The sequence below is a fragment of the Gordonia sp. G4 genome (genome assembly GCF_057770005.1).
Genome location: NZ_CM173442.1, coordinates 2,729,142 through 2,754,364, shown reverse-complemented (window position 1 = coordinate 2,754,364; position 25,223 = coordinate 2,729,142). Strand labels below are relative to the sequence as shown.

17 protein-coding genes are annotated in these 25,223 nt (G+C 66.4%); 2 read left to right on the top strand and 15 right to left on the bottom strand.

Annotated features, from left to right (window positions below; translation table 11 throughout):
- Positions 1-10: 10 nt before the first annotated feature.
- From AC3B5T_RS12285 to rplJ, 15 genes are all read right to left on the bottom strand, one after another.
- On the bottom strand, positions 11-3,967 hold the full coding sequence (locus AC3B5T_RS12285; RefSeq protein WP_065629271.1) for a DNA-directed RNA polymerase subunit beta': 3,957 nt from the start codon (positions 3,965-3,967) through the stop codon (positions 11-13).
- 64 nt (positions 3,968-4,031) lie between these two features.
- Positions 4,032-7,538 (bottom strand): DNA-directed RNA polymerase subunit beta, encoded by a 3,507-nt coding sequence (gene rpoB / locus AC3B5T_RS12280; RefSeq protein WP_247451586.1) that lies wholly within the window; start codon positions 7,536-7,538, stop codon positions 4,032-4,034.
- A gap of 342 nt (positions 7,539-7,880) precedes the next feature.
- A complete protein-coding gene (locus AC3B5T_RS12275) occupies positions 7,881-8,792 on the bottom strand; it encodes a hypothetical protein (RefSeq protein WP_488358733.1) in 912 nt (303 codons plus the stop codon).
- Entirely contained in the window at positions 8,792-9,427 is a 636-nt protein-coding gene (locus AC3B5T_RS12270; RefSeq protein ID WP_014925630.1) for a lipase chaperone, read from the bottom strand. Before AC3B5T_RS12270 ends, AC3B5T_RS12275 begins: the two co-directional genes overlap by 1 nt.
- A 99-nt stretch (positions 9,428-9,526) precedes the next feature.
- On the bottom strand, positions 9,527-10,768 hold the full coding sequence (locus AC3B5T_RS12265) for an MCE family protein (RefSeq protein ID WP_010844669.1): 1,242 nt from the start codon (positions 10,766-10,768) through the stop codon (positions 9,527-9,529).
- Positions 10,765-12,096, bottom strand: coding sequence for an MCE family protein (locus AC3B5T_RS12260; protein ID WP_010844670.1), 1,332 nt, complete (start codon positions 12,094-12,096; stop codon positions 10,765-10,767). The genes AC3B5T_RS12265 and AC3B5T_RS12260 overlap by 4 nt, the downstream gene beginning before the upstream one ends.
- Positions 12,096-13,424 carry an MCE family protein gene (locus AC3B5T_RS12255; protein ID WP_488358732.1) on the bottom strand — a complete coding sequence of 443 codons (1,329 nt, stop codon included), beginning with the start codon at positions 13,422-13,424 and terminating at the stop codon, positions 12,096-12,098. The genes AC3B5T_RS12260 and AC3B5T_RS12255 overlap by 1 nt, the downstream gene beginning before the upstream one ends.
- A complete protein-coding gene (locus AC3B5T_RS12250) occupies positions 13,424-14,527 on the bottom strand; it encodes an MCE family protein (protein ID WP_488358731.1) in 1,104 nt (367 codons plus the stop codon). The genes AC3B5T_RS12255 and AC3B5T_RS12250 overlap by 1 nt, the downstream gene beginning before the upstream one ends.
- A gap of 5 nt (positions 14,528-14,532) precedes the next feature.
- Complete coding sequence (locus tag AC3B5T_RS12245; protein WP_488358730.1) at positions 14,533-15,615, bottom strand: MCE family protein; 1,083 nt, start codon at positions 15,613-15,615, stop codon at positions 14,533-14,535.
- Complete coding sequence (locus AC3B5T_RS12240) at positions 15,612-16,982, bottom strand: MCE family protein (RefSeq protein WP_055477133.1); 1,371 nt, start codon at positions 16,980-16,982, stop codon at positions 15,612-15,614. The genes AC3B5T_RS12245 and AC3B5T_RS12240 overlap by 4 nt, the downstream gene beginning before the upstream one ends.
- A gap of 1 nt (position 16,983) precedes the next feature.
- Positions 16,984-17,811 (bottom strand): MlaE family ABC transporter permease, encoded by an 828-nt coding sequence (locus AC3B5T_RS12235; protein ID WP_044507639.1) that lies wholly within the window; start codon positions 17,809-17,811, stop codon positions 16,984-16,986.
- Positions 17,812-17,867: 56 nt separating this feature from the next.
- Positions 17,868-18,674, bottom strand: coding sequence for an MlaE family ABC transporter permease (locus tag AC3B5T_RS12230; RefSeq protein WP_004023366.1), 807 nt, complete (start codon positions 18,672-18,674; stop codon positions 17,868-17,870).
- Positions 18,675-18,676: 2 nt separating this feature from the next.
- A complete protein-coding gene (locus tag AC3B5T_RS12225) occupies positions 18,677-19,933 on the bottom strand; it encodes an ABC transporter ATP-binding protein (protein WP_044506025.1) in 1,257 nt (418 codons plus the stop codon).
- A 469-nt stretch (positions 19,934-20,402) separates the two neighbouring features.
- Positions 20,403-20,792, bottom strand: a complete 390-nt coding sequence (gene rplL / locus AC3B5T_RS12220; protein WP_010844580.1) for a 50S ribosomal protein L7/L12 — start codon at positions 20,790-20,792, stop codon at positions 20,403-20,405.
- Between the two features lie 89 nt (positions 20,793-20,881).
- Positions 20,882-21,412 (bottom strand): 50S ribosomal protein L10, encoded by a 531-nt coding sequence (rplJ, locus tag AC3B5T_RS12215; RefSeq protein WP_010844579.1) that lies wholly within the window; start codon positions 21,410-21,412, stop codon positions 20,882-20,884.
- A gap of 278 nt (positions 21,413-21,690) precedes the next feature.
- Here rplJ and AC3B5T_RS12210 point away from each other — a divergent pair, with 278 nt between their 5' ends.
- On the top strand, positions 21,691-22,890 hold the full coding sequence (locus AC3B5T_RS12210) for a glycoside hydrolase family 76 protein (RefSeq protein ID WP_055477034.1): 1,200 nt from the start codon (positions 21,691-21,693) through the stop codon (positions 22,888-22,890).
- A gap of 214 nt (positions 22,891-23,104) precedes the next feature.
- Positions 23,105-25,132 carry a CocE/NonD family hydrolase gene (locus AC3B5T_RS12205; protein ID WP_055477027.1) on the top strand — a complete coding sequence of 676 codons (2,028 nt, stop codon included), beginning with the start codon at positions 23,105-23,107 and terminating at the stop codon, positions 25,130-25,132.
- Positions 25,133-25,223: the final 91 nt, after the last annotated feature.

The following is a 25,223-nucleotide window of genomic DNA, read 5'->3' as shown; positions in this document are numbered from 1 at the left end:
GTCCTAGCGCCTACCGGTAGTCGTTGGAGAACCCGTAGTCGTCCAGCGGCACCGCAGCGCCGGCCGGAGCACCGAAGGTGCCGTCCGGGCTGTAGTAGGTGTCGTCGTAGGACGGCACCGCGTACGCCGCGGCACGAGCTTCCTCGGTCGGCTGAACCTGGATGTTGCGGTAGCGGTTGATACCGGTACCGGCCGGGATCAACTTACCGATGATCACGTTCTCCTTCAGACCGATCAGCTTGTCGCTGCGGCTGTTGATCGCCGCGTCGGTCAGGACACGCGTGGTCTCCTGGAACGACGCCGCCGACAGCCACGACTCGGTCGCCAGCGAGGCCTTGGTGATACCCATCAGCACCGGACGTCCGGCTGCGGGCTCGCCACCCTCGGTCACGACCTGACGGTTGGCCGCCTCGAACTCGGCACGCTCGACGAGCGAACCGGGCAGGAACTCGGTCGAACCGTGATCGATGATCGTCACGCGACGCAGCATCTGACGCACGATGGTCTCGATGTGCTTGTCGTGGATCGACACACCCTGGCTGCGGTAGACCTCCTGGACCTCGTTGACCAGGTGGATCTGCACCTGACGGGGACCCATGACGCGGAGCACCTCGTGCGGGTTGGCCGAGCCCTCCATGAGCTGCTGGCCGACCTCGACGTGGTCACCGTCGGCGAGGAGCCGCTCGGAACCGTCGTCGTGCTTGAACACGCGCAGACGCTGACGCTTCGAGATCTTGTCGATGACAACCTCTTCCGAACCATCGTCCGGGATGAGAGTGATCTTGTAGAAGCGGTCGTCGTCCTCGAGGCGCACCCGGCCGGAGACCTCCGCGATCGGCGCCACGCCCTTGGGGACGCGGGCCTCGAAGAGCTCCTGGACACGCGGCAGACCACCGGTGATGTCGTCACCGACGCCACCCTGGTGGAACGTACGCATCGTCAGCTGGGTACCGGGCTCACCGATCGACTGGGCCGCGATGATACCGACGGCCTCGCCGATGTCGACGAGCTTGCCGGTGGCCATCGAACGGCCGTAGCACATCGCACACACACCGGTGCCGGTCCCACAGGTCAGGACCGAACGGACCTTCACCTGCGTGATGCCGGCGGCGAGCAGGGCCTCGATGGCCGGGTCGCCCAGGTCGTGACCGCGCTCGACGATGACGTTGCCGTCGGCGTCGACCGCGTCCTGCGCCAGCGTGCGGGCGTAGGTCGAGGTCTCGACGTGCGCGTCACGGATGAGCGTGCCGTCGGCCTGCTTCTCGGCGATGGTCGTGGTGATGCCACGCTCGGTGCCACAGTCGGTCTCGCGCACGATGACGTCCTGCGACACGTCCACCAGACGACGGGTCAGGTAACCCGAGTCGGCGGTACGAAGCGCGGTGTCGGCCAGACCCTTTCGGGCACCGTGCGTGTTGATGAAGTACTCGGCCACGGTCAGGCCCTCGCGGAACGAGGACTTGATCGGACGCGGGATGAACTCACCCTTCGGGTTGGTCACCAGACCCTTCATGCCCGCCAGCGAGCGGATCTGGGTCATGTTGCCCGCCGCACCCGACTTCACGATCATCGGGATCGGGTTGTCGTCCGGGTAGTGCGCCTCCATGGCCGCGCCGACCTCTTCGGTCGCCTGCTTCCAGATCTCCACGAGGGAGTCACGACGCTCGTCCGGGGTGAGGGCACCGCGCTGGAACTTGCGCTCCAGACCGTCGGCCCGCTCCTCGTACTTGTCGAGGATCTCCGCCTTCTGCGGCGGCACCAGCACGTCGGCCATCGAGACCGTGACACCCGAACGGGTGGCCCAGTAGAAGCCGACGTCCTTCAGCTTGTCGACGGTCTGGGCGACCACGATCATCGGGTAGCGCTCGGCGAGATCGTTGATGATCACGGCCTGACGCTTCTTCGGCATCTGCTCGTTGACGAACGGGTACTCGATCGGCAACAGCTCGTTGAACAGCACCCGGCCCAGCGTGGTCTCGATGTCCCACGGCGAGCCGTACTTCCAGCCGTCGGGGAACTGCTCGGCCTCGATGTCGGCCGGCGGACGCTGGTCGGTCAGACGCACCTTGATGCGCGACTGCACGGTCAGCACACCGCGGTCGACGGCCATGATGGCCTCGGCCGGGGTCGAGTACACGCCGCGCTCGACGTCGTCGCCGTTGGCCGCGGTGTACTCGCCTGCCGCACCCTCCTTGAGGGTGGTCAGGTAGTACAGACCGGTCACCATGTCCAGACGCGGCATGGCGAGCGGACGGCCCGACGCCGGCGACAGGATGTTGTTCGACGACAGCATCAGGATGCGCGCCTCGGCCTGCGCCTCCGCCGACAGCGGGAGGTGCACGGCCATCTGGTCACCGTCGAAGTCGGCGTTGAAGGCCTCACACACCAGCGGGTGGAGCTGAATGGCCTTGCCCTCCACCAGCTGCGGCTCGAAGGCCTGGATGCCGAGGCGGTGCAGCGTCGGTGCACGGTTCAGCAGCACCGGATGCTCGGCGATGACCTCTTCGAGGACGTCCCACACCGCGGGGCGCTGACGCTCGACCATGCGCTTGGCCGACTTGATGTTCTGCGCCTGGTTCAGGTCGACCAGACGCTTCATCACGAACGGCTTGAACAGCTCGAGAGCCATCAACTTCGGCAGACCACACTGGTGCAGCTTGAGCTGCGGACCGACGACGATGACCGAACGGCCCGAGTAGTCGACGCGCTTGCCGAGCAGGTTCTGACGGAAACGACCCTGCTTGCCCTTGAGCAGATCGCTCAACGACTTCAGCGGGCGGTTGCCCGGCCCGGTGACCGGACGGCCACGACGACCGTTGTCGAACAGGGCGTCGACCGACTCCTGCAGCATCCGCTTCTCGTTGTTGACGATGATCTCGGGCGCACCCAGATCGATCAGTCGCTTGAGGCGGTTGTTGCGGTTGATGACGCGGCGGTACAGGTCGTTCAGGTCGGAGGTCGCGAAGCGGCCACCGTCAAGCTGAACCATCGGACGCAGCTCCGGCGGGATCACCGGAACGGCGTCGAGAACCATGCCCAGCGGCGAGTTGCCCGACTGCTGGAACGCCGCGACGACCTTGAGCCGCTTGAGCGCGCGCAGCTTCTTCTGGCCCTTGCCGCTGCGGATGGTCTCGCGCAGCGACTCGGCCTCGGCGTCGATGTCGAAGGTCTCCAGGAGCTTCTTGATCGCCTCGGCGCCCATCGAACCCTGGAAGTACTCGCCGTAGCGCTCTTCGAGCTGACGGTAGAGCTTCTCGTCGATGATGAGGTCGCCCGGGGCGAGCTTGACGAACTTGTCCCAGATCTCCTCGAGACCGTCGAGCTCACGCTGAGCGGCGTCGCGCATACGACGCATCTCGCGGTCGGCACCGTCGCGCACCTTGCGGCGCACGTCGGCCTTGGCACCCTCGGCCTCCAGCTCGGCGAGATCCTGCTCGAGCTTCTGCTGACGCTCGTTGAGGTCGACGTCGCGCTGATCGGCGACAGCCTTCTTCTCGACCTCCATCTCGGCCTCGAGCGTCGAGAGCTCGTTGTGACGGAGCTCGTCGTCGACCGCTGTGATCACGTAGGCGGCGAAGTAGATGATCTTCTCGAGATCCTTCGGCGCCAGGTCGAGCAGGTAGCCCAGCCGGCTCGGCACACCCTTGAAGTACCAGATGTGCGTGACCGGGGCGGCCAGCTCGATGTGGCCCATGCGCTCACGGCGCACCTTGGCCTTGGTCACCTCGACGCCGCAGCGCTCACAGATGATGCCCTTGAAGCGGACGCGCTTGTACTTGCCGCAGTAGCACTCCCAGTCGCGGGTCGGGCCGAAGATCTTCTCGCAGAACAGGCCGTCCTTCTCCGGCTTGAGCGTGCGGTAGTTGATCGTCTCCGGCTTCTTGACCTCACCGTATGACCAGTTGTGGATGTCGTCGGCCGTGGCCAGGCCGATCTTCAGTTCGTCGAAAAAGTTGACGTCGAGCACTTGTTACCTTTCCAGAGCTCTGTTGTCAGTGGCCGGGGCGAAACCCGGCCGGGTGAGGGTCAGATCAGTTGGCGAGATCGTCGACGGTGGCCGACTCGTTGCGCGACAGGTTGATGCCGAGGTTGGCAGCGGCGCGCTCCAGGTCCTCGTCGTCGGTGTCGTGCATCTCGATGGCGGCACCGTCGGAGCTGAGCACCTCGACGTTCAGGCACAGCGACTGAAGCTCCTTCAGCAGCACCTTGAACGACTCGGGGATACCCGGCTCCGGGATGTTCTCGCCCTTGACGATCGCCTCGTAGACCTTGACGCGGCCCACCACGTCGTCCGACTTGATGGTCAGCAGTTCCTGCAGCGTGTACGCCGCACCGTAGGCCTGCATGGCCCAGCACTCCATCTCACCGAAGCGCTGACCACCGAACTGCGCCTTACCACCCAGCGGCTGCTGGGTGATCATCGAGTACGGGCCGGTCGAACGAGCGTGGATCTTGTCGTCGACCAGGTGGTGCAGCTTGATGATGTACATGTAGCCGACCGACACCGGGTACGGGAACGGCTCGCCGGAACGACCGTCGAACAGCGTCGCCTTGCCGTCGCCGTTGACCATGACCTCACCGTCGCGGTTCGGCAGCGTCGAGGACAGCAGTCCGGTCAGCTCCTCCTCGCGGGCGCCGTCGAACACCGGGGTGGCGGTGTTGGTGTCGGGCTCGGCCGAGTACATGTCCTCGGGCAGACGCGACGCCCACTCCGGCACACCCTCGGCGACGTTGATGTTCCAGCCGGCCTTGGCCACCCACCCGAGGTGGGTCTCCAGGATCTGGCCGATGTTCATACGCCGCGGCACACCGTGGGTGTTGAGGATGATGTCGACGGGGGTGCCATCGGGCAGGAACGGCATGTCCTCCTGCGGGAGGATCTTGCCGATGACGCCCTTGTTGCCGTGACGACCGGCGAGCTTGTCGCCGTCCTGGATCTTGCGCTTCTGGGCCACGTACACGCGGACCAGCTCGTTGACGCCGGGAGCCAGGTCGTCGTCGTCCTCGCGGCTGAACACGCGCACGCCGATGACCTTGCCGGTCTCGCCGTGCGGCACCTTCAGCGACGTGTCGCGGACCTCACGGGCCTTCTCACCGAAGATGGCACGCAGCAGACGCTCTTCCGGGGTCAGCTCGGTCTCGCCCTTCGGGGTGACCTTGCCGACCAGGATGTCGCCGTCGCGGACCTCGGCACCGATGCGCACGATGCCGCGCTCGTCGAGATCGGCGAGGACCTCGTCGGAGACGTTCGGGATGTCCCGGGTGATCTCCTCGGCACCGAGCTTGGTGTCGCGGGCGTCGATCTCGTGCTCCTCGATGTGGATCGAGGTGAGCACGTCCTCCTCCACGAGCCGCTGGCTCAGGATGATCGCGTCCTCGTAGTTGTGGCCCTCCCACGGCATGATCGCCACGAGCAGGTTCTTGCCGAGCGCCATCTCACCGTTCTCGGTGCAGGGGCCGTCGGCGAGGACCTGGCCGGACTCCACGCGCTGACCCTCGTCCACGATCGGACGCTGGTTGGCGCAGGTGCCGTGGTTGGAGCGCGCGAACTTGCGCATCCGGTACGTGTCGCGGGTGCCGTCGTCGGACATGACGGTGATGTAGTCGGCCGAGACCTCTTCCACCACACCGGTCTTCGACGACACGATGACGTCACCGGCGTCGACGGCGGCACGCAGCTCCATGCCGGTACCGACCAGCGGCGACTCGTTGCGCACCAGCGGCACGGCCTGACGCTGCATGTTCGCACCCATCAGGGCGCGGTTGGCGTCATCGTGCTCGAGGAACGGGATCATCGCGGTCGCGACGGACACCATCTGACGCGGCGAGACGTCGAGGTACTCGACATCGGTCGCGCCGACGAACTCCACCTCGGAGCCCTTCTTGCGCACCAGGACACGCTCGTCGGTGATGCGTCCGCTGCCGTCGAAGTTGGTGTTCGCCTGACCGATGAGGAAGCGGTCCTCCTCGTCGGCGGTCATGTACTCGATGTCATCGGAGACGACGCCGTCGACGACCTTGCGGTACGGGGTCTCGATGAATCCGAACGGGTTGACCCGCGCGTACACCGAGAGCGAACCGATCAGACCGATGTTCGGACCCTCAGGGGTCTCGATCGGGCACATGCGGCCATAGTGCGACGGGTGCACGTCGCGCACCTCGAGGCCGGCACGCTCACGGCTCAGACCACCCGGGCCCAGCGCCGACAGACGACGCTTGTGGGTCAGACCCGACAGCGGGTTGTTCTGGTCCATGAACTGCGACAGCTGGCTGGTCCCGAAGAACTCCTTGATCGCCGCCACGACCGGACGGATGTTGATCAGGGTCTGCGGGGTGATCGCCTCGACGTCCTGGGTGGTCATACGCTCACGCACGACACGCTCCATACGCGAGAGGCCCACGCGGATCTGGTTCTGGATCAGCTCGCCGACGGTACGCAGGCGACGGTTGCCGAAGTGGTCGATGTCGTCGACCTCGACGGGCACCTCGACGCCACCGGGGACGGTCATGTAGGTGGTGGTGTGCGGGTCGGCCTCGTGCAGACGCACCAGGTACTCGACGGTCGCGATGATGTCCTCGCGGGTCAGCGTGGACTCGCCCACCATCGGGTTGCCCGTCAGGCCCAGCTTCTTGTTGACCTTGTAGCGGCCCACGCGGGCGAGGTCGTAACGCTTGTCCTTGAAGAACAGGTTCTCCAGGAGGTTCTCCGCGGACTCCTTGGTCGGCGGCTCACCCGGGCGCAGCTTGCGGTAGACCTCCAGCAGCGCCTCGTCCTGGCTGCCGGTGTTGTCCTTCTCCAGCGTCGACATCATGATCTCGGAGAAACCGAAACGCTCGGTGATCTCCTCGGCGGTGAAGCCCAGCGCCTTGAGCAGCACGGTGACCGGCTGACGGCGCTTGCGGTCGATACGCACACCGACGGTGTCGCGCTTGTCGACGTCGAACTCCAGCCACGCACCGCGACCCGGGATCACCTTGACGGTGTGCAGGGTCTTCTCGGTGGTCTTGTCGATCGAGGCGTCGAAGTACACGCCCGGGCTACGGACCAGCTGGCTCACCACGACACGCTCGGTGCCGTTGATGATGAAGCTGCCCTTTTCGGTCATGATCGGGAAGTCGCCCATGAAGACGGTCTGCGACTTGATCTCGCCGGTGTTGTTGTTGATGAACTCCGCGGTGACGAACAACGGCGCCGCGTAGGTCATGTCCTTGTCCTTGCACTCCTCGACGGAGGCCTTGACCTCGTCGAAGTGCGGCTCGGAGAACGACAGGGACATGGAACCGGAGAAGTCCTCGATCGGGGACAGCTCGTGGAGGATGTCCTCGAGCCCGCCGGTCGGGTTCTCGTCACCGCGGGCGATCGCCTTGGCGCGCCACTCCGGCGAACCGACGAGCCATTCGAATGAATCGAGTTGGAGGTCGAGGAGGCCGGGGACCTCCAGCGGCTCGCTGATCTTTGCAAACGACGCGCGATGCGGCGCGCCGGGGATTGTTGAGGTGGACTGGCGGTTGACTGCCAAGATGCGTCCTTCCAACACGACGTTATTCACAACCTAGATGTGCAGTACGTGGCTTGATGGGCCGTTCGCTGGTGACACCCTGGGATCGGCGATCACCGCAGCACACACGTCTAAGGAGTGGCCGAAGAAGGATCGATAGATGGACAGGAGGCAGCCAGCGCAACGTCCAACTGTAGCAGAAAATAGACGCACTTTGTCAAGCCGTCTGGAAACGATTTCGCGCGGGTGGCTGCCTGCACGTCGATCGCTGGTCACAGCGTGGCCCGACATCGCCTCCACGTCAAGCGCTACGCGCGAAATTCGTGAAGTTGGGTTTTGCCACCGCTGCCGACCTGGTGATCTGCGTGCGCGAGAGGCCGATCAGAAGGGCTCGACAGCCCGAATCCGCCACTGATCACCCTCACGCACCATCGCGAACTGTGCGCGCGGCGCACCGCTGTTGGTGGCCATGCTGTTCTGGGTCTCGCTCACGACGAGGTTCGCGATGACGGTCGCCGTCGCGCCGTCGTCGGCTCCGCTGAGGTCCCGCACGCCGATCGCGTCGACACGACACTCCGCACCCGTCTTGGTCTGCGTGATCAGCTCACGCTGCGCCTTCAGGGTCTCGTCGAACTCGGTACGCGCCTGACCGGTGAGGGCGTCCTGGGCACGCTTCTGCCACTCGTCGAGTTCGGTGTGGTCGTACCCGAACACCGCGCAGATCCGCTCCTGGGCCTGCGAGGTCAGCTGCGCCGTCGACTCCTGGTCCACGAACGCCTTGTTGGGGCCGATCTCGGCACCGGGATGAAACGCCAGGACCGCCGCGACGACGAACAGCCCGACCGCGACCGCGGCGAGCACGCCCGTGCGGATGCCGAGGAAGTTGCGCGCACCGCTCCCCCGCCGGCCCGACCGCTTGCCGGGGCGCCGGCCCGCTGGCCCGTCGGTCGTGCCCGTGCTCGGGGTCCCCGATGCCGCGTCGCCCCGGCGCAGGGTCGAGACCCGCGCGACGGGCTTGGCCTTGGGCTTGGTGAGGTCGGGCTTGGTGGGGTCGGGATTGGTGGGGTCGGGATTGGTGGGGGTCTCGGGCTCGGCCGACTCTGCGTTGGCCGTGGTTGCGTCGCGAGGCTCGTCGCCGGGCCCTTCGAGGCTCGTCGACTTCGACTCGCTGCGCTCGCTCAGCCCGGCGGCTTTCGCTCCTCGCACCTCAGGGGGCAACGAGGTCCGGCCGGCTACCTTCGGGGTCGGACGGCGCTTCGGGGTGGGCTTCTTCTTCGGGCGATCGGTGGCCATCAGTTGCCCCCCTCCGGAGCCGGGGCCGCGGGAGCGGGCGCACCGCCGGCGTCGGTGTAGGCGATGCCCTCGAGTCCGAGGATGTTCTCGGCCTTCCAGGCGTCGCCGTCCTTGGTCATGCTGACGTCGAAGCCGCGCGTCTCGTCGATGCCGGGCTGGCCGGGACGTTCGAGTGTCGTCACGACATAGACCAGCACCTTGGCCTTGTCCTCGTCGGCGTCGACCTCGCTCGGTGCGCTGCGCAGCAGTCGCGCGCTCAACTTGGCGGTGTTGGGACCGGCCGTCCCGAGCATGTCGAGGACGCTGCCGTCCTTGCCGCCGAGCACCTCGGTCTTGGCCTTGCCGGTCAGCGAGGCCTCGGCACGTTCCCGGAAGCCGTCCAGATCGGCCGGGTCGATCGTCGTGATGTTGAGGACGGCCTGCTCGGCCGCCTGCGTCGCGGCGTCACGGGTCTCTTGTGCGGGGTACTCGTCGAAGTAGACGTTGTAGGCGCGCACACCGAACACGGCCACGAGCACCACGCCGACCACGACCGCCACTGCGGCCAGTGCAACCGGTGCGTACTTCGCCGCCCGGCGCACGGCGGGGCGGATGCCGCTGGGCTTCTTCTCTGTCGGTTCTGGGGTGCCAGTCATCGGGAACACACTGTATATATCGCTCCTGAGCGCAAGCCAAGGCCACGAGCCAGACCATGCGGCCTGATCGCGACGGCGTCGCTCGTCGGGTGGTCGGGTCTACCGCGGCCGGACACCGAGCAGCGCTGCGAGCTGCCGGGCGAGCGGGTTGAGGTTGAGCTTGTCGGGATCTTTCTTGGGGGTGTTGTCCCACGGCTGCGGGTAGGCGGGGTTGGCGTATTGGGCGCGTTCGGCGCTGCGCACACCGGTCGGGTTGCCGAACGGCACCGTGCACTTGGCCTCGGTGTTGAACGCGAAGTCGTCGTAGCGCGGATCGAAGTCCGGATTCTGTCGGCGTGCTTCCGCCAGCACCAGATCCGTGCTCTCGTAACCGCGGGTACACGCCGCGGGATTGTTGGTCTCGAGGACGACGCCGAAGTGGATCTGACCGTCGCCCGGAGCGGGTGCGTGGCTACCCGCCGACAACGCGGACAGCATGGCGAACGTCGTCGACGTCGTGTAGGTGGCCGGCTCGATCGTGCGGGCCACCTCGGCGAGATCCTTCACGACCTTGGAGAGGTCGTTGCCGTTCTTCTGGATCAGCTCCGAGATCTGGGTCGCCGACAAGGTGCCCGTCGTCAGCAGTCGCCGAAGGTCGGGATCGGCCGAGGCCAGCGTCGCGGTGACCAGATTCAGGTTGCGCGACCACGTGAGGATCGCGTCGGACTGATCGGCCTGGGTGCCGAGCACGACGTTCGAGTTCTGGATGAGCGCGACGGTCTCACTCAGGTTGTCCACGCCGGCCCGCGACAGCTTGCCGAGCGAGTCGACGAGGCGGGTGAGGTTCTCACCCTGCCCGTTGAATGCGCGGCCGAGTTCGGTGATGACGGTGTTCAGGTCGTCGACCGGGATCGAATCGGTGAAGTCGATCGCCGAGGCGACCACATCTTCGAGCGGCTCGGGAAGCGAGTACTTGGTGATCGTGTCGCCGCCCTTCAGGTACGGCCCTTCCGACGACGTCGGTTGCAGGTCGACGAACTGCTCGCCGATCGCGGACCGGTTCGCGACGACCGCGGTCGCCGACGCCGGGATCTCCGGCCCACCCGAGTCGATGTCGAGCGCGACGTCGACTCCCTCGGACGTGAGCGTCAGCTTGCCGACGCGACCCACGGGCACACCCTGGTAGGTGACCTCGGCGTTGGTGAAGATGCCGCCCGAATCGGGCAGCTTGGCGGTGACCGTGTACATCCCGACGCCGGCGAGCTTGTCCAGGCGGGCGTACTTCGCGCCCACGTACACCAGCGCCACCAGACCGACGATCACGAACACGATCAGCTGTATCTTGACGAGCTTGCCGATCATCGTCCTGCTCCTGACGGGTTCTGGGTGGGCGCCGCCGGTGCGAGTCCCATCGCGGCCAGCGGGCCGTCGAGGATGCCCTGACCCGGGGTCGCGGGAGTCGGCATCGGGCCGGCGCCCTCTGCCGGCCGGGAGAAGGACGCGGGATAGCGCCCACCCGACGGCGGGGTGTTCGGTCCCGGACGCCAGTTCGGACCCGGCGGAAGCAAGGTGATGGTCGGCCACCCGTAGCGCGGTCCGTTGCCGCGGTAGTACGGATTGCGCGGGTCGACCGGCACGCTCACGCGAGCAGGCGGCGAGTACTTCGGGGTCCCCTGGCCGACGCCGAGCGCCTCGAGCTGATTGAGCACGCGGAGGTCGAGCGTCATGAACAGGTTGGTCGAGTCACCGCGGACACCCGGCAACAGCCAGTCCGGGAACGGGTGGGTGAGCATCAACGGCGCCGCGGTGATGAGATCGGGAGCCGCGGCGGCGAGCTGGGTGAGCACCGGCCGCAACGCCTTCAGATCGTTGATCAGCGCCGTGCGCGACTTGCCCAGCACATCGGTACCGACCTGACCGAGCTGATCGAGCTTGGTCAGCAGCTCGACGAACTGGGGTCGCTGCTCCTCCAGCACCTCGACGCCCGCGGGCAGCTGCTTGAGGATGCGGTCGATCTGCGCGGTCTGCGCGGCCGTGCGCGTCGACAACTCGGCCAGACCGTCGATGGCGGTGATGATGTCGTCACGCTGCCGGTTCAGCCCGGCGATGAGGTCCTCGGTCTCGCCGATCAGGTTGCGGACCTTGTCGGTCCGGCCGTCGAGCGCCTTGTTCAGCTCGGTGACGATCGGCTGCAGCTGATTGAGACCACCGCCGTTGAGCAGCAGGGCCAGTGCGCCGAGAACCTGCTCGATGTCGGTGGCGGTGCGTGTCCGCGACACCGGGATCGGCTGGTCGGGGTTCTGGCGCGGCGCGTCGGCACTGCCGTCCGGTTCGGTCAACGCCACGAACTTCTCGCCGAGCAGCGAGGTCTGCTGCACGCTCGCCTCGGCCTCGTCGGAGAGATCGACGTTGTTCTGCACCTCGACGGTGACCTGGGCGAACCACTGGTCGTTCGGCACCTCGACCTTGGTCACGCGCCCGACCGGGATGCCGTCGCGCTTGACCGTCGACTGGGGGACGAGGTCGAGCACGTCGTCGAACTGGATCTTGTACGTGCGCGCGTTGTCCCCGGTGTTCACGCCACCGGGCAGCGGGATCGACTGGATGCCGTTGGACATGCAGCCGGTCACCAGCAGGGTCAGCGACAGTGCTGCGCCGGCCATCGCCGTACGCATCGACGAGCGGTTCATCAGTTGCCTCCCCGGGGTCGCGGGGTGGACGACGGGGCCGGCGACCTCGAGGGCGACGGGTTGCCGATCTCGGGGTCGGGGTTGCCCGGGACGGTGCCCGGCACCGGCGCGCGCTGCAGCTTGTTGTTGCTCATGATGCCGAACGGCAGCACGGGCAGCAGCGGCTCGAGCACACCCTTCTGGATCTGGTCACCGATCTCCTCGCACTGGCTGATCAGCGGACGCAACGTGTCGCTGAACTGATCGGCCGCGGGGTTGCCCGGCAGCAGCTGCCCGAGGTCGAGCAGGCGACACTGCGCTCCGATCAGGTCCTGCAGGTCCGGGATCGTCAGCCGCATGGCCAGCGTGCCCGACTCGGCGTCGTAGGCGTTGATCAGGTTGTTCACCGTGATCGGCAGCACGGTCAGGACCTCTTTGAGGTTGTTCTTCTGGTCGAGCAGCGCCTGGGTCGTCGGCTGCAGGTCCTTCACCGTCTCGCCGATCTGCTCGCGATTGTCGGCGAGGAAGGTCGCCACGTCGCCGAGAGCGATCGACAGCTTGTTCAGCGCGGCGGCGAGCTGCTCGCGCTCACCGGCGAGGAACTGGTTGAACGAGGCCATCTGGGTGTTGAACTGCCGTACCTGCGCATCGTTCTCGCGCAGTGCGCCGACGAACGTGTTCAGGTTCTTCACGGTGTCGAAGAGGTTGCCGCGCGAATCGCTCAGCGTCGTCGAGGCCTTCGACAGTCCCTCGATGGCCGCACCGAGCTTCTCGCCGTTGCCCTCGAGGTTCTCCGCGCCGGTCGTGACGAGTTCACTCACCGCGCCCTGGCGGCCGGTGCCGTCGGTCTTGTTGGCGCCATCGGGTCCGAGGGCGTCGGACAGTTCCTTGACGCTGGCGTAGATCTGGTCGACCTCCACCGGGACCATCGTCTGGTCGACGGAGAGGGTGAGGTCGCGCGGCGCCTTCTCCCCACCCGTGTAGGCGGGGGTGAGCTGCACGTAGCGATCCGCGACGACCGACGGGATGATCTGCACCGCACGGACATCCGCGGGCAGCTCGACCCCGCGGTCGACGGTCATGGTCACCTTCACCGTCTCGCCCTCCGGCGTGACCGAGTCGACCTTGCCGACGGCCACGCCGAGCACTCGGACGTCGGAGCCCTCGTAGATGCCGACCGACCGCTTGAAGGTCGCGGTGATCTTCGTCGTGCCGGTAGAGGAGAACACCCACCAGAGCGCTCCCGCGAGGATGAGCGCGATGATCAGCCCGATCACGATCACCACGATGTGCCGCGGCGTGAACCAGCGGCCGGGACCCGAATTCTGGGTCAGATCCGGTGTGGTCATCAGCCGACTCCCGTCCCGCCCTGGTTCTCCAAGGCCTGCTTGTTCGGCGGACGCGTCGTGTTCTGCTGTGGCAGCGCCGGCGGCAGCAGGTTCACCACCGAGGACTCGAACCAGCGACCGTTGCCGAGCACGTTCGCGTACAGGCGATAGAACGGCGCCATGTACTTGATCGAGTCGCGGATGTTCTGGTTCTGACGCTGGAGCAACTCGTTGACGCCCTTCAGCGCGTCGAGTGCCGGTCCGATCTGCTCCTCGTTGTCGCGCACGATGCCGGTGAGCGAGTCGCTGAGGCTCGTGGTGCTGGCCAGCAGCGCCGAGATGTTGCGTTGGCGGTTGTTCAGCTCGTCGAGCAGCTGGCCCGCGCCGCCGATGAGGCGCACGAACTCCTCGTTGCGATCGGCCAGGATCTTCGAGGTGTCCTTCGTCGCGGCCAGCAGACGCTGAACCTCCTGGTCGCGGCTGGAGATCGTCTGCGACAGGCGGGCGATGCCGTCCAGCGCCGGACCGGTGGTACCCGCGGTCCCCGAGAAGGTGTCCGAGAGCACGCGCATCGACTCGGCCAGCTGGTCGTTGTCGAGTTCGCCGATCTGCTCGGCCGCGCCCGAGAATGCCTCGATGACGTCGTACGGGGCCACCGTGTCGGTCAGCGGGACGTCGGGATCGGCGGGCTCGCTGCCACGCGGGTTCAGCGACAGGAACTTCTGACCGAGGATCGTCTTGATCTGGATGGTCGCCTGCGTCTGGTCGCCGATCCAGGTGTTCTCCACCCGGAAGGTCACGTTGACGCGATCCCCGTCGAGGGTGACGTCGTCGACCTCGCCCACCTTCACGCCCGCGACACGCACCTCGTTGCCCGGCTTCAGACCGGCGGCCTCGGTGAACTTCGCGGTGTAGCGCGCCCCCGCGCCGAGCAGCGGCAGTTCGGCGAGATAGAACGAGCTGAGTCCGAGCATCAGCAGGATCAGGATGCCGATGGCACCGATGCTGACCGGGCTGCGCCGGCCGCCGAAACGCCGGTGCGGATGCTGCACCGGGGCGTCGGTCTCATCGCGGTCGGTCTCGTCGCGGTCGTCGCGCACGTTCGGATCGTTGTTGTCTGCCATCGTGGTCACCCCCCTGGCCGGTCGTCTGCCCAGCAGCGCGTCGCCGCACTGGTGTAGAGCACATGGTTGATGTCGGGCAGCGGGATCAGCGGCTGCGTCAGCACCGGCGACTTGCCGTTGCCCGCCACCACGTCGATGCCGCACAGGTAGAACTGGAACCAGGAACCGAATGTCGCTGCGCGACCGATCTTCTGGAGCTTGATCGGCAGATTGGTCAGCGTCTCCTCGATGTCCTCGTCACGCTTGTTGATCTGGTCGGCCAGCGACTTCAGTCCGGCGATGTCGCCCTGGATGGACGGGCGCGTCGCACCGAGGATGTTCGCCGTGACCGAGGTCAGGTTGGAGACCGAGGTGATCGCCGAACCCACCGAACCGCGTTGTGCCGCAAGGCCGGTCACGAGCTTCTCGGTGTTGTCGAGGAGGGCGGTGAACTGCTCGTCGTTGCGGTTGACCGTGTCGAGGACCTTGGTCAGGTTGGTGATCAGCTCACCGATGACCTTGTCCTTGTCGGCGATCGCGTTCGTCAGATCGGCCGTGTCGCTGACCAGACGGGTGATCGAACCACCCTGCCCGTCGAAGATCGCGATGATCTGCTCGGTCAGCTTGTTCACGTCGGAGGCCGACAGCTGCTGGAACAGCGGCCGGAAACCGTTGAACAGTTCGGTCAGGTTCACCGGAGGGTGGGTGTCCGTGACGCCCGGCGTCAGGCCGAACGTATGACCCTGCGCGACCGTCTGCGACGGGTCGCCCGCCCCGCGCTCGAGGGCGAGGTACCGCAGACCGGTCAGGTTGCGGTAGCGGATGAAGAGCTGGGTGCCGTCCGGCAGACGGTCGCGGTCGACGTTGAACGAGACCTTCGCCTTGTTGCGGTCGTAGACCTCGACGCTCTCCACCTGCCCGACGCGCACGCCCGCGATCCGGACGTCGTCGCCCGGATTGAGCAACGTGGCGTCGGTGAACACGGCGTTGAACTTCGCATCACCGTCACCACCGGCGTTGGCGATGGTCACCGCGAGCAGACTCGTGGTCACCACGGTGACCACGCCGAAGACGATCAGCTTGATCAGCGGTCCGACAATCGACTTCATTTGATGTCGACCTTCGCACCCTGCAGCGCACCGCCGCCGATCATGGTCACCCAGGTCGGCACCTCTTCCGGCGACTTACCCGACGTGGCGCCGTAGATGACCTGCAACTGCTTGCGATACTCCGGGTCGTCGAACGGGTTGGACTCCACCGCCACGGGCTTCGCACCGGCCGGGGCCGACGAGACGGTCCCCGCCGGGACGCCGCTGAACTGGGGCTGCGGGAGCTGCCGGACGTTGCGCGGGCCGGGGTTGCGGGACGGCGGCTGGTAGCTGCCGTCCGCCAGGCCGCCGCCCGGATACTGCGGGAACGGGCGGTCGCCGCCCATCTTCGGGTCGTAACAGACGGCAGGCGGATCGAGGTCCATGAAGCGGGGTTCGTCCTGATTCGGTAGGTAACGGCCACGGGGATTGACGAACTGCAGGTTCACTCGCACACCCGGGTTGTCGGTCCCCTCGCCGACGATCTTGCGCGATTCCGGGATCAGACCCGCGAAGTTGCGGAACGTACACACGAAGGTCGGCGACTGCTTGGCCAGTCCGACGAGCAGTTCCTCGGAGTCGACGGCGAGGTCGATCAGGTCGGTGCGATTGGCGCGCAGCCAGCCGGTCAGGTCGTCGGATGCGACGCCGAGGGTGGCGATGAGCGTCCGGAGATCGTCCTGACGCTCGACGATGGTGTTCGACGTCGTGCGCAGCGAGTCGAGTGCGTCGACCACATCGGGCAGCGCCTGCGAATACGTCTGGGAGAAGCTGGCGAGTCCCTCGAGGGTGCCCTCCAGTTCGGGCAGGTTCTCGTTGATCTCGCCGAAGATCTGGTCGAGTTCCTCCAGCGTCGTGCCCAGCTGCTCACCGCGGCCGGACAGCGCCGACGACAGCGAGGTCAGCGTTGCGTTCAGGTCCTGGGGCGGGATCGCCTCGAGGACCGGCAGCAGCTTGTCGAACAACTGCTGGATCTCCAGGGCGTTGCCGCTGCGATCGGTCTCGATCGTCGCGCCGTTGCTCAGCGTCGGGCCCGAATTGTCCTCGGGCACCTGCAGAGCGACGTACCGCTCACCGAACAGCGTCTTCGGCAAGATGCGCGCGGTGGTCTTGTCCGAGAGCGTCGAGGCCTGATCGGGATTGAGCCCCAACACGACTTCGACGCGACCGTCGGGTCCGGGCTTGACCTCGCGCACCTCGCCGACGGTCATGCCGCGGGCCTTGACGTCGGCGTTGGCCGGCAGCGCGTTGCCGGTCGAGTCGGTCACCAGCGTGACGTCGGTGAACTCGGTGAACGACTTGTTGAACTTGGTGATCGTGAGGGTCAGGAACAACGCGACCACGAGGAAGAACACCAGGCCGAGCAACCGTTTACGCAGCAGCGTCACGCTAACCCCCCACTCGCACGGTCGTCGTGGTACCCCAGATGGCCAGACCGAGGAAGAAGTCCAGGACCGCGATGAGCACCAGCGCCGCTCGGACCGCGTGACCGACGGCCACGCCCACACCTGCGGGACCGCCCGAGGCGTAGTAGCCGTAGTAGCAGTGCACCAGGATGATCACGAACGCGAAGACCAGCACCTTGCCGAACGACCACAGGACGTCGGCCGGTGGCAGGAACAGATTGAAGTAGTGGTCGTAGGACCCGCCGGACTGACCGTTGAAGACCGTCGTCACCACGCGTGAGGCCAGATATGCCGACAACAGGCCGAGCACGTAGAGCGGGATCACGGCGATGAAACCGGCGATGACGCGGGTCGACACGAGGAACGGGATCGACGGCACGGCCATCGTCTCCAGCGCGTCGATCTCCTCCGAGATGCGCATGGCGCCGAGCTGGGCGGTGAAGCCGCAGCCCACGGTCGCCGACAAGGCGAGGCCGGCCACCAGCGGCGCCACCTCACGGGTGTTGACGTAGGCGGAGAGGAAGCCGGTGAGGGCCTGCGAACCGATCTGATCGAGTGCGGCGTAACCCTGGAGGCCGACGACCACGCCGGTGAATCCCGACATCAGCACCATCACGCCGATGGTGCCGCCGATGACCGCGAGTCCGCCCGAGCCGAACGCGACTTCGGCGAGAAGGCGCATGACCTCACGCGTGTAGTGCACCAGCGTCTTCGGGATCCAGGCGAGCGTGCGGCCGTAGAACGACATCTGCTCGCCGGCACCGTCGAGCACCTTGAGCGGCTTGCCCAGCTGCTTGCGGGCCTCGTACATGTAGTACTCGGGCCGGCTCTTGGCGATGGTCACACCGCCCCCACCTTCGGTCACGTCTAGCTTCCCTTCGGTGGGACGACCTGCAGGTAGACCGCAGTGATGATCAGGTTCGCCAGGAACAGCAGCAGGAACGTGATGACGACGCTCTGGTTGACCGCGTCACCCACGCCCTTCGGGCCGCCCTTGGGGTTGAGGCCCTTGTACGACGCCACGACTCCGGCGAGGACGCCGAAGATCGCGGCCTTCAGCGTCGAGACCCAGAGGTCGGGGAGTTGCGCCAGCGCGCCGAACGACGCGAGGTAGGCGCCGGGCGTGCCACCCTGGACGACCACGTTGAAGAAGTAACCACCACCGATGCCGATCACGGCGACCAGACCGTTGAGCAGCATCGCCACCAGCACCATGGCCAGCACACGTGGAACGACCAGGCGCTGGATCGGGTTGATGCCGAGCACCTCCATCGCGTCGATCTCCTCGCGGATGGTGCGCGAGCCGAGGTCGGCGGCGACGGCCGAACCGGCCGCGCCGGCGATCAGCAACGACGTCACCAGCGGCGAACCCTGCTGGATGACGACGAGCACGCTGGCCGCACCGGTGTAGGACTCCGCACCGAGCTGCTTGATGAGCGAACCCGTCTGCAGCGAGACGATTGCGCCGAACGGGATCGCGATCAGCGCGGTCGGCAGGATCGTCACACTGGCGATGAACCAGGCCTGCTGGATGAACTCCCGCCACTGAAACGGGCGCACAAAGGTCTGGCGTGCAACATCGACGAAGAGCTGAACGATATTGCCGGTCTGTGACAGGGCACCTGTCCCGGCTTGCGCGATTCGGTCGACGCCACGCGTGGTGGCACTGCTCATCCTTAGGGAGTCCGCCCTTCGTTCCCATCAGCACGATGGCTGGGCTTGGTCAGTGCATCACCGGGTGTGTGCCACTGCTCGGTCGGGGCATCGCTGCCGCCGTAGTCGATGACGTCGGTGTTGGCCTGATCGGACCGCGCGTGCCCGGCGGTGACGCCGGCGGGGGCGGGGGTCCACTCGTTGTCGCCGCCCCGGCTCTCGCCGCCCCGGCTGTCGCCGGGTTCCCGACCGTTCGCCATGTTGTCGGCGTGGGCGCGGCTCTCCTCGCGGATCTGGTCTTCTTGTTCCTGGCTGCGCCGGATCGCCTCCTGCGCGTTCTCGGGCAGGTCGGGCAGCATCGCGTGCACGCGTTCGCGGTGACGGGCGATCGCCTTGCGTTCGGGCATACCGGGATTGGGCTGCACCTGCGGGATGATCTCGGTGAAGTCCTCCTTGGTACCACCACCGGAGATACCCGCGGCCTGCATCGCCTCTTCCTGCTTCTGGACCGCCTCGTCCTTCTCCTCGGACATACCGATCGGACCGAACCGATCACCGGAGAGGAACTGCTTGACCACCGGCTGCTCCGAGGTCAGCAACTGCTCACGCGGACCGAACATCACCAACTCCTTACGGAACAACATGCCGATGTTGTCCGGAATCGTCCGCGCGATGTTGATGTTGTGCGTCACGATCAAAATCGTCGCATCGATCTGCGCATTGATGTCGATCAACAACTGGCTGATATAGGCCGTACGCACCGGATCCAGACCCGAGTCCGGCTCATCACACAGAATGATCTGCGGATCCAGCACCAACGCCCGCGCCAGACCGGCACGCTTGCGCATACCGCCGGAGATCTCACCGGGAAGCTTGTCCTCGGCACCGGTCAGACCGACCAGGTCGATCTTCTCCATCACGATGTCGCGGACCTCGTTCTCCTTCTTCTTCGTGTGCTCACGAAGCGGGAACGCGATGTTGTCGAACAAACTCATCGACCCGAAGAGCGCACCATCCTGGAACAACACACCGAACAGCTTGCGGATCTCATAGAGCTCCTTGGCCGAACACTGCGTGATGTCGGTGCCATCGATGATCACCGACCCCTGCTCGGGATGCAGCAAACCGATCAACGTCTTCAAAAACACCGACTTACCGGTACCCGAAGGACCCAGCAGCGCCGAGACCTCCCCCTCCGGCAGGGTCAGCGACACATCACGCCAAATGTTCTGCGAACCGAACGACTTCGTGAGCCCCTCGACACTGACCTCAACACCCACAACTTCCTCCAGACGATCGCTGCCCCCGAGGCGGCCACGGTGTGACCGCGCACCAACCGGCGGCATGTGTGGTTGGGGTCACTCTAACCGACCCGACCCTGCCCACGACGCCACCGCGTGGTTCTCAGCATTGGCTGTGAGGAAAGCTACCGCCCGGTAACTCTCTCGCGACGATGACAATATCCGATGGTTCGCGGTGAGGGAAGTGGGGTCACGCCCCCCGATGTGACGGCCACCGCAGACCTGGGCTCGACCTGCGGGACATTGAATCGACGACCTGACCCCGCCCCTCGGTTCGAGGGGCGGCGGTGGTCGAAGTGATGTCTGCTTCTGATTCGGATGAACCGAATCGGCCGTTACGACGTCCGAGTGTGATGACCGATTTTCCTGCAGACCTCTCGGCCACCCCCGGACAGCAACGAGCCCGGAACAGCAATGCTGTCCCGGGCTCGTGAGCGGTAGGTCGGTCCTACTTGACCGAAACCTTGGCGCCGGCCTCTTCGAGCTTGGCCTTGGCAGCCTCGGCGGCGTCCTTGTCGACCTTCTCCAGCAGAGCCTTCGGAGCGCTCTCGACGAGGTCCTTGGCTTCCTTCAGGCCCAGGCCCGAGACGACCTCGCGGACGACCTTGATGACCTGGATCTTCTTGTCGCCGGCACCCTCGAGGATGACGTCGAACTCGTCCTGCTCGGCAGCAGCCTCGGCGCCACCGGCAGCCGGCGCACCGGCAGCGGCAACGGCGACCGGAGCGGCCGCGGTGACCTCGAAGACCTCTTCGAACTTCTTCACGAAATCGCTGAGCTCCAGCAGGGTCAGTTCCTTGAACTGATCGATGAGCTCGTCAGCGGTGAGCTTCGCCATGATTGGCGTCCTTCCTGTCGGTCCCCGTACGGGGGTTGGTGTTCATCCCCGTACGGTTCGGGGATTGTGGTGGTGGTGCGGCGAACGACCTATTCGGTCTCGCCGGCTTCGTTCTTCTTCTCCTGCAGGGCCGCGGCCAGGCGCGCCACCTGCGAAGCCGGCTGGTTGAACAGACCGGCGGCCTTAGCCAAGTTGCCCTTCATGGCACCGGCGAGCTTGGCCAGCAAGACCTCACGGGTCTCAAGGTCGGCGATCTGCTCGATCTCGGCAATGGACAGCGCGCGGCCGTCCATGTACCCGCCCTTGATGACCAGAGCCTTGTTGTCCTTGGCGAACGTCTTGATCGCCTTCGCGGCCACAACCGGCTCACCTTCGATGAAGGCAATCGCGGTCGGACCGGTGAACAGCTCGTCGAGCCCTTCCACGCCCGCCTCAGCAGCGGCACGCTTCACCAGGGTGTTCTTGGCGACGGAGTAGGTTGCACCCTCACCGAGGGAACGTCGCAGCTGGGAGATCTGGGTGACGGACAGACCACGGTATTCCGTGACAACCGTCGCAGTGGAGCCCTTGAACTGCTCTGCGATCTCCGCAACAGCGGCGACCTTTTCGGACTTGGCCATACTTCGCCTCCTCTCCTCGTCACTATGAGTTGGTCGAGTTCAACCAAGAGCGACGGGCGCAGGGAGGCGATCGAGGGCGGAGATGACAAACGCCCCGGCACACAGGCACGGGGCGTGAACGCACACACTGAACGTGTGGAGCGACATTCCTCGTTCATCCTGCGTGGGCCGGCGACCTCGTCGCGCCTTCGTCCGGGAAATCCCGACGACCAACGGTCTCTGGTTGAACCGATACGACACACGGGTGTGCATCACATCGAGGACTAGGCTACGTGGACGTGGACGAACAATCCAAATCGCCCGATCCGCACGCCCCCGATGACCGCGCGCGGGCCGCCGCGGACGCCGTCTACGACCGCCACCTGCAGCGGGCCTTCTGGCTTCCGGGAACACGCGCGGCCGCGGTCGCCTGGCCGATCGGACGCATGCAGGCGCAGTTCGGATCGTGGCACTACTGGTGGCACGCCCACCTCGTCGACCTTCTCGTCGACGCCGCCATCCACCGGGTGGCCGGCTCATCCCACGGCGACCGGTCATACGACCCCGACATCGCCGACGACGTCGACCGGTTGCTGCGCGGCATCCGGATCCGCAACGGCGGCCGCTGGACCAACAACTACTACGACGACATGGCGTGGCTCGGACTCGCGATCGAACGCGCCGATCGCCATCTGCACCTCGACCACGCGGGCGGACTCCGCGTGCTCGCCGGCCAGATGCTCGACGCGTGGGTGCCCGACGACGGGGGCGGGATCCCGTGGCGCAAAGCCGATCAGTTCTTCAACGCGCCCGCCAACGGCCCTGCCGCGATCCTCCTGGCACGCACGGGTCATGTCGAGCGCGCGGTGGCGATGTGCGACTGGATGGACGCCAACCTCGTCGATCCCGACACCCACCTGATCATCGACGGCCTCAAGGGGCTCCCCGACGGTTCGCTGAAGCCCGAGACCGGCACCTATACGTACTGCCAGGGCGTCGTGCTGGGCGCCGAACTGGAGGCCCTGCGCGCGACCGGGGATCGCACGCACCTCGACCGCCTGGCCCGGCTCCTCGACGCCGTCGAACGCCACTCCTGCACCGACGGGGTGATCGACGGAGGGGGCGGCGGCGACGGGGGCCTCTTCCACGGCGTGCTGGCCCGTTACCTGGCGCTCGTCGCCACCGACCTTCCCGACGTCGGCGGTTCGGATGATCTGCGTGCTCGTGCAGCACGGATCGTGACCCGAAGCGCGGACGCCGCGTGGGCCAACCGCACCGAGGTCGCCGGACACCCGGTCTTCTCCAGCGACTGGCGCCGACGTGCCGTGATCCCCACCGATGGTGGGGCAAAAGCCCAGTTCGTGGCGGGTGCGGTCAATCCGTCGGAGGTCCCGGAGCGAGACCTCTCGGTGCAGCTGTCGGCGTGGATGGTGCTCGAAGCCGCGGCGGCGATCGACCTCGGTTTACCTGAATGTGACCAGGAACACACACGCCGATGACCAAAAAGACGCCGCCCGGTTAGCCATCCGATACCGGGCCTGAGTTATTCTTCAACGAATGCGTGAAGTGACCTGGAACACACTGTAATCCGCAGCCAGCGGACGAACCGGGGAACCCACGACCGACACGACGGGGTGTCGGTGTCCACCCGGCCCTCTCGATCCGTGCAACAACCCGCGGGTGCGCCACCTCCCCCAGGCAGGGTGATGCACCATGACGTATCAGCTGGATCCCACACAGTCGCGCGCACGGGTCGTTCCGTCGACACGCACGCGCACCAGCGGTGCGCCGCATTTCGGCACCCTCCCCCTGGGCGATCCCACCGGCGGCGCCGACGGCATCCGCTGGCGTGAACAGGTCGACGGCAAGCAGCTCTACCCGCGCGTGGTCATCGACCGCAACGTCTCCATCACCATGAGCGACGGCGTGGTCCTGCGCGCCACCGTGATCCGCCCCGCCAACAGGTTCGGGCAGACGATCCTCACGCCCTACCCCGCGGTCATCAACATCAACCCGTACAACCGGGCGGCCATCGACTTCATCGACCAGACCCTGCACGCCCCGGTCCTCGGCAAGGCGCTGCACACCGCGTCCCGGTCGATCGACGCCACCGGCACCGCGCTCGAGGGACTCACCACGCTGACGAAGACGCTGTCGGGTGGCGTCTTCGACGTCTTCGGCATCAATCGGAACCTGGTGCGCAGCGGGTACGTACAGGTGGTCGTCGATGTCCGCGGAACCGGTGCGAGCCTGGGCAAGTGGCAGATCCTCGGCCCTCGCGAGCAGCAGGACTCGGTGGAGGTCATCGACTGGGTGACCGAGCAGGAATGGTGTGACGGAAGCGTCGGGATGGCCGGTTGGTCGTACTCGGCCATCAACTCGCTGCAGGCCGCGGACAAGCGGCCCGCCGCGCTCCAGGCCGTCTTCGCGGTCGAGGGGTGCGACGACCTGGTGCGCGACATCTACATCACCGGCGGCATGCCGTCGGCGTTCATCCCGGTGTGGTTGTCGGCGGTCAACATGCTCAAGTGGGTTCCCAACCCCGCCAATGTGATCCGCGACCTCGTGCGTGGCGACGCGGTGCGTTGGGCGATCGACCGGGTGAAGTCCCCCGCCACCGAGATCCCCTCGTTGCTGTGGGGGTTCCTCACCGCACGCGATCCACGTATCTTCGACGACCCGTACTTCGACGACCGCGATCCGGTCGTCGACCGCATCGAGGCGCCCACCTTCACCGTCGGAGCGTGGCATGATCTGTTCGGCCGCAGTGCAACCGGCGTCTACGAGCGGTTGCAGATGGAGCCCGGGCGCAAGCAGATGATCGTCGGCGACGGTTATCACCTCGACGTCGGGTCGGGGTACGGCGGTCAGTTCGCTCCCCCGCGTCTGGACGTCCTCGAACGCGCGTGGTTCGACCGTTGGCTCAAGGGGCACCGCAACGGGATCGAGTACTACGGACCGGTCACGATGCTGCAGCAGGGCGGCGCCTGGACCGCGGGCCAGAGCTTTCCCCGCCCGGGGGTGGCTCCGACGCGGCTCTACCTCACCGCCGAGTCATCGTCGACCGCCGACCATTCCGTCCACGACGGGTCGCTGAGCACCACTCCCGCGCAAGGGGTTTCGTCGTTGCACGTACGTCCGGACAGCCGCGGTCTCCGTTCCCGCGACATGACCCAGGTGACCGCGGGCGCGACCCTGGTCCTCGGCGCCGACTACGCCAAGGACGCGCGTTACCAGGAACGCGGAGCACTGTCGTTCACCACCGAGCCGGTACTCGAGGCCACCCCGATCAGCGGCGCGATGAACCTGCGCCTCAACGTCGCAACCACGGCACACGAGGCGATCTGGGCGGTGACCGTGAACGACGTCGCGCCCGACGGCCCGTCGGTCGTGTTGACCAACGGCGCGCTGTCGGCCTCGAATCGTGCTCTGGACCAGTCGAAGTCGACGTACGCCGACGACGGCAGCCTGCTCTCCGCGCACCACTACCTGTCCCACAAGCGCAAGCTGCCGGTGCCCGCCGACGAACCGATCCGCCTCGACGTCGACCTCGTCCCCACCGATGCGGTCCTGCAGCCGGGTCATCGGCTCCGTGTCGACGTCTACGCCGCGAGCCTGCCGCGCTACCTGACCCTCGTGCCCGACCTCATCAAGGCACGCGGCCGACGCCATCAACGTCTCGTGCTCGACCCCGACCACCCGAGCCACCTGACCCTGCTGGCCGGCGACGGGCTGCGCTGAGGTCGTTCTCCGGACAGGCCGAGGAGCGGCCCAGCTGGCATAGTGGCTGCCATGCACACGGATCGCGCCGATCGGGGACCGACGTGAGACT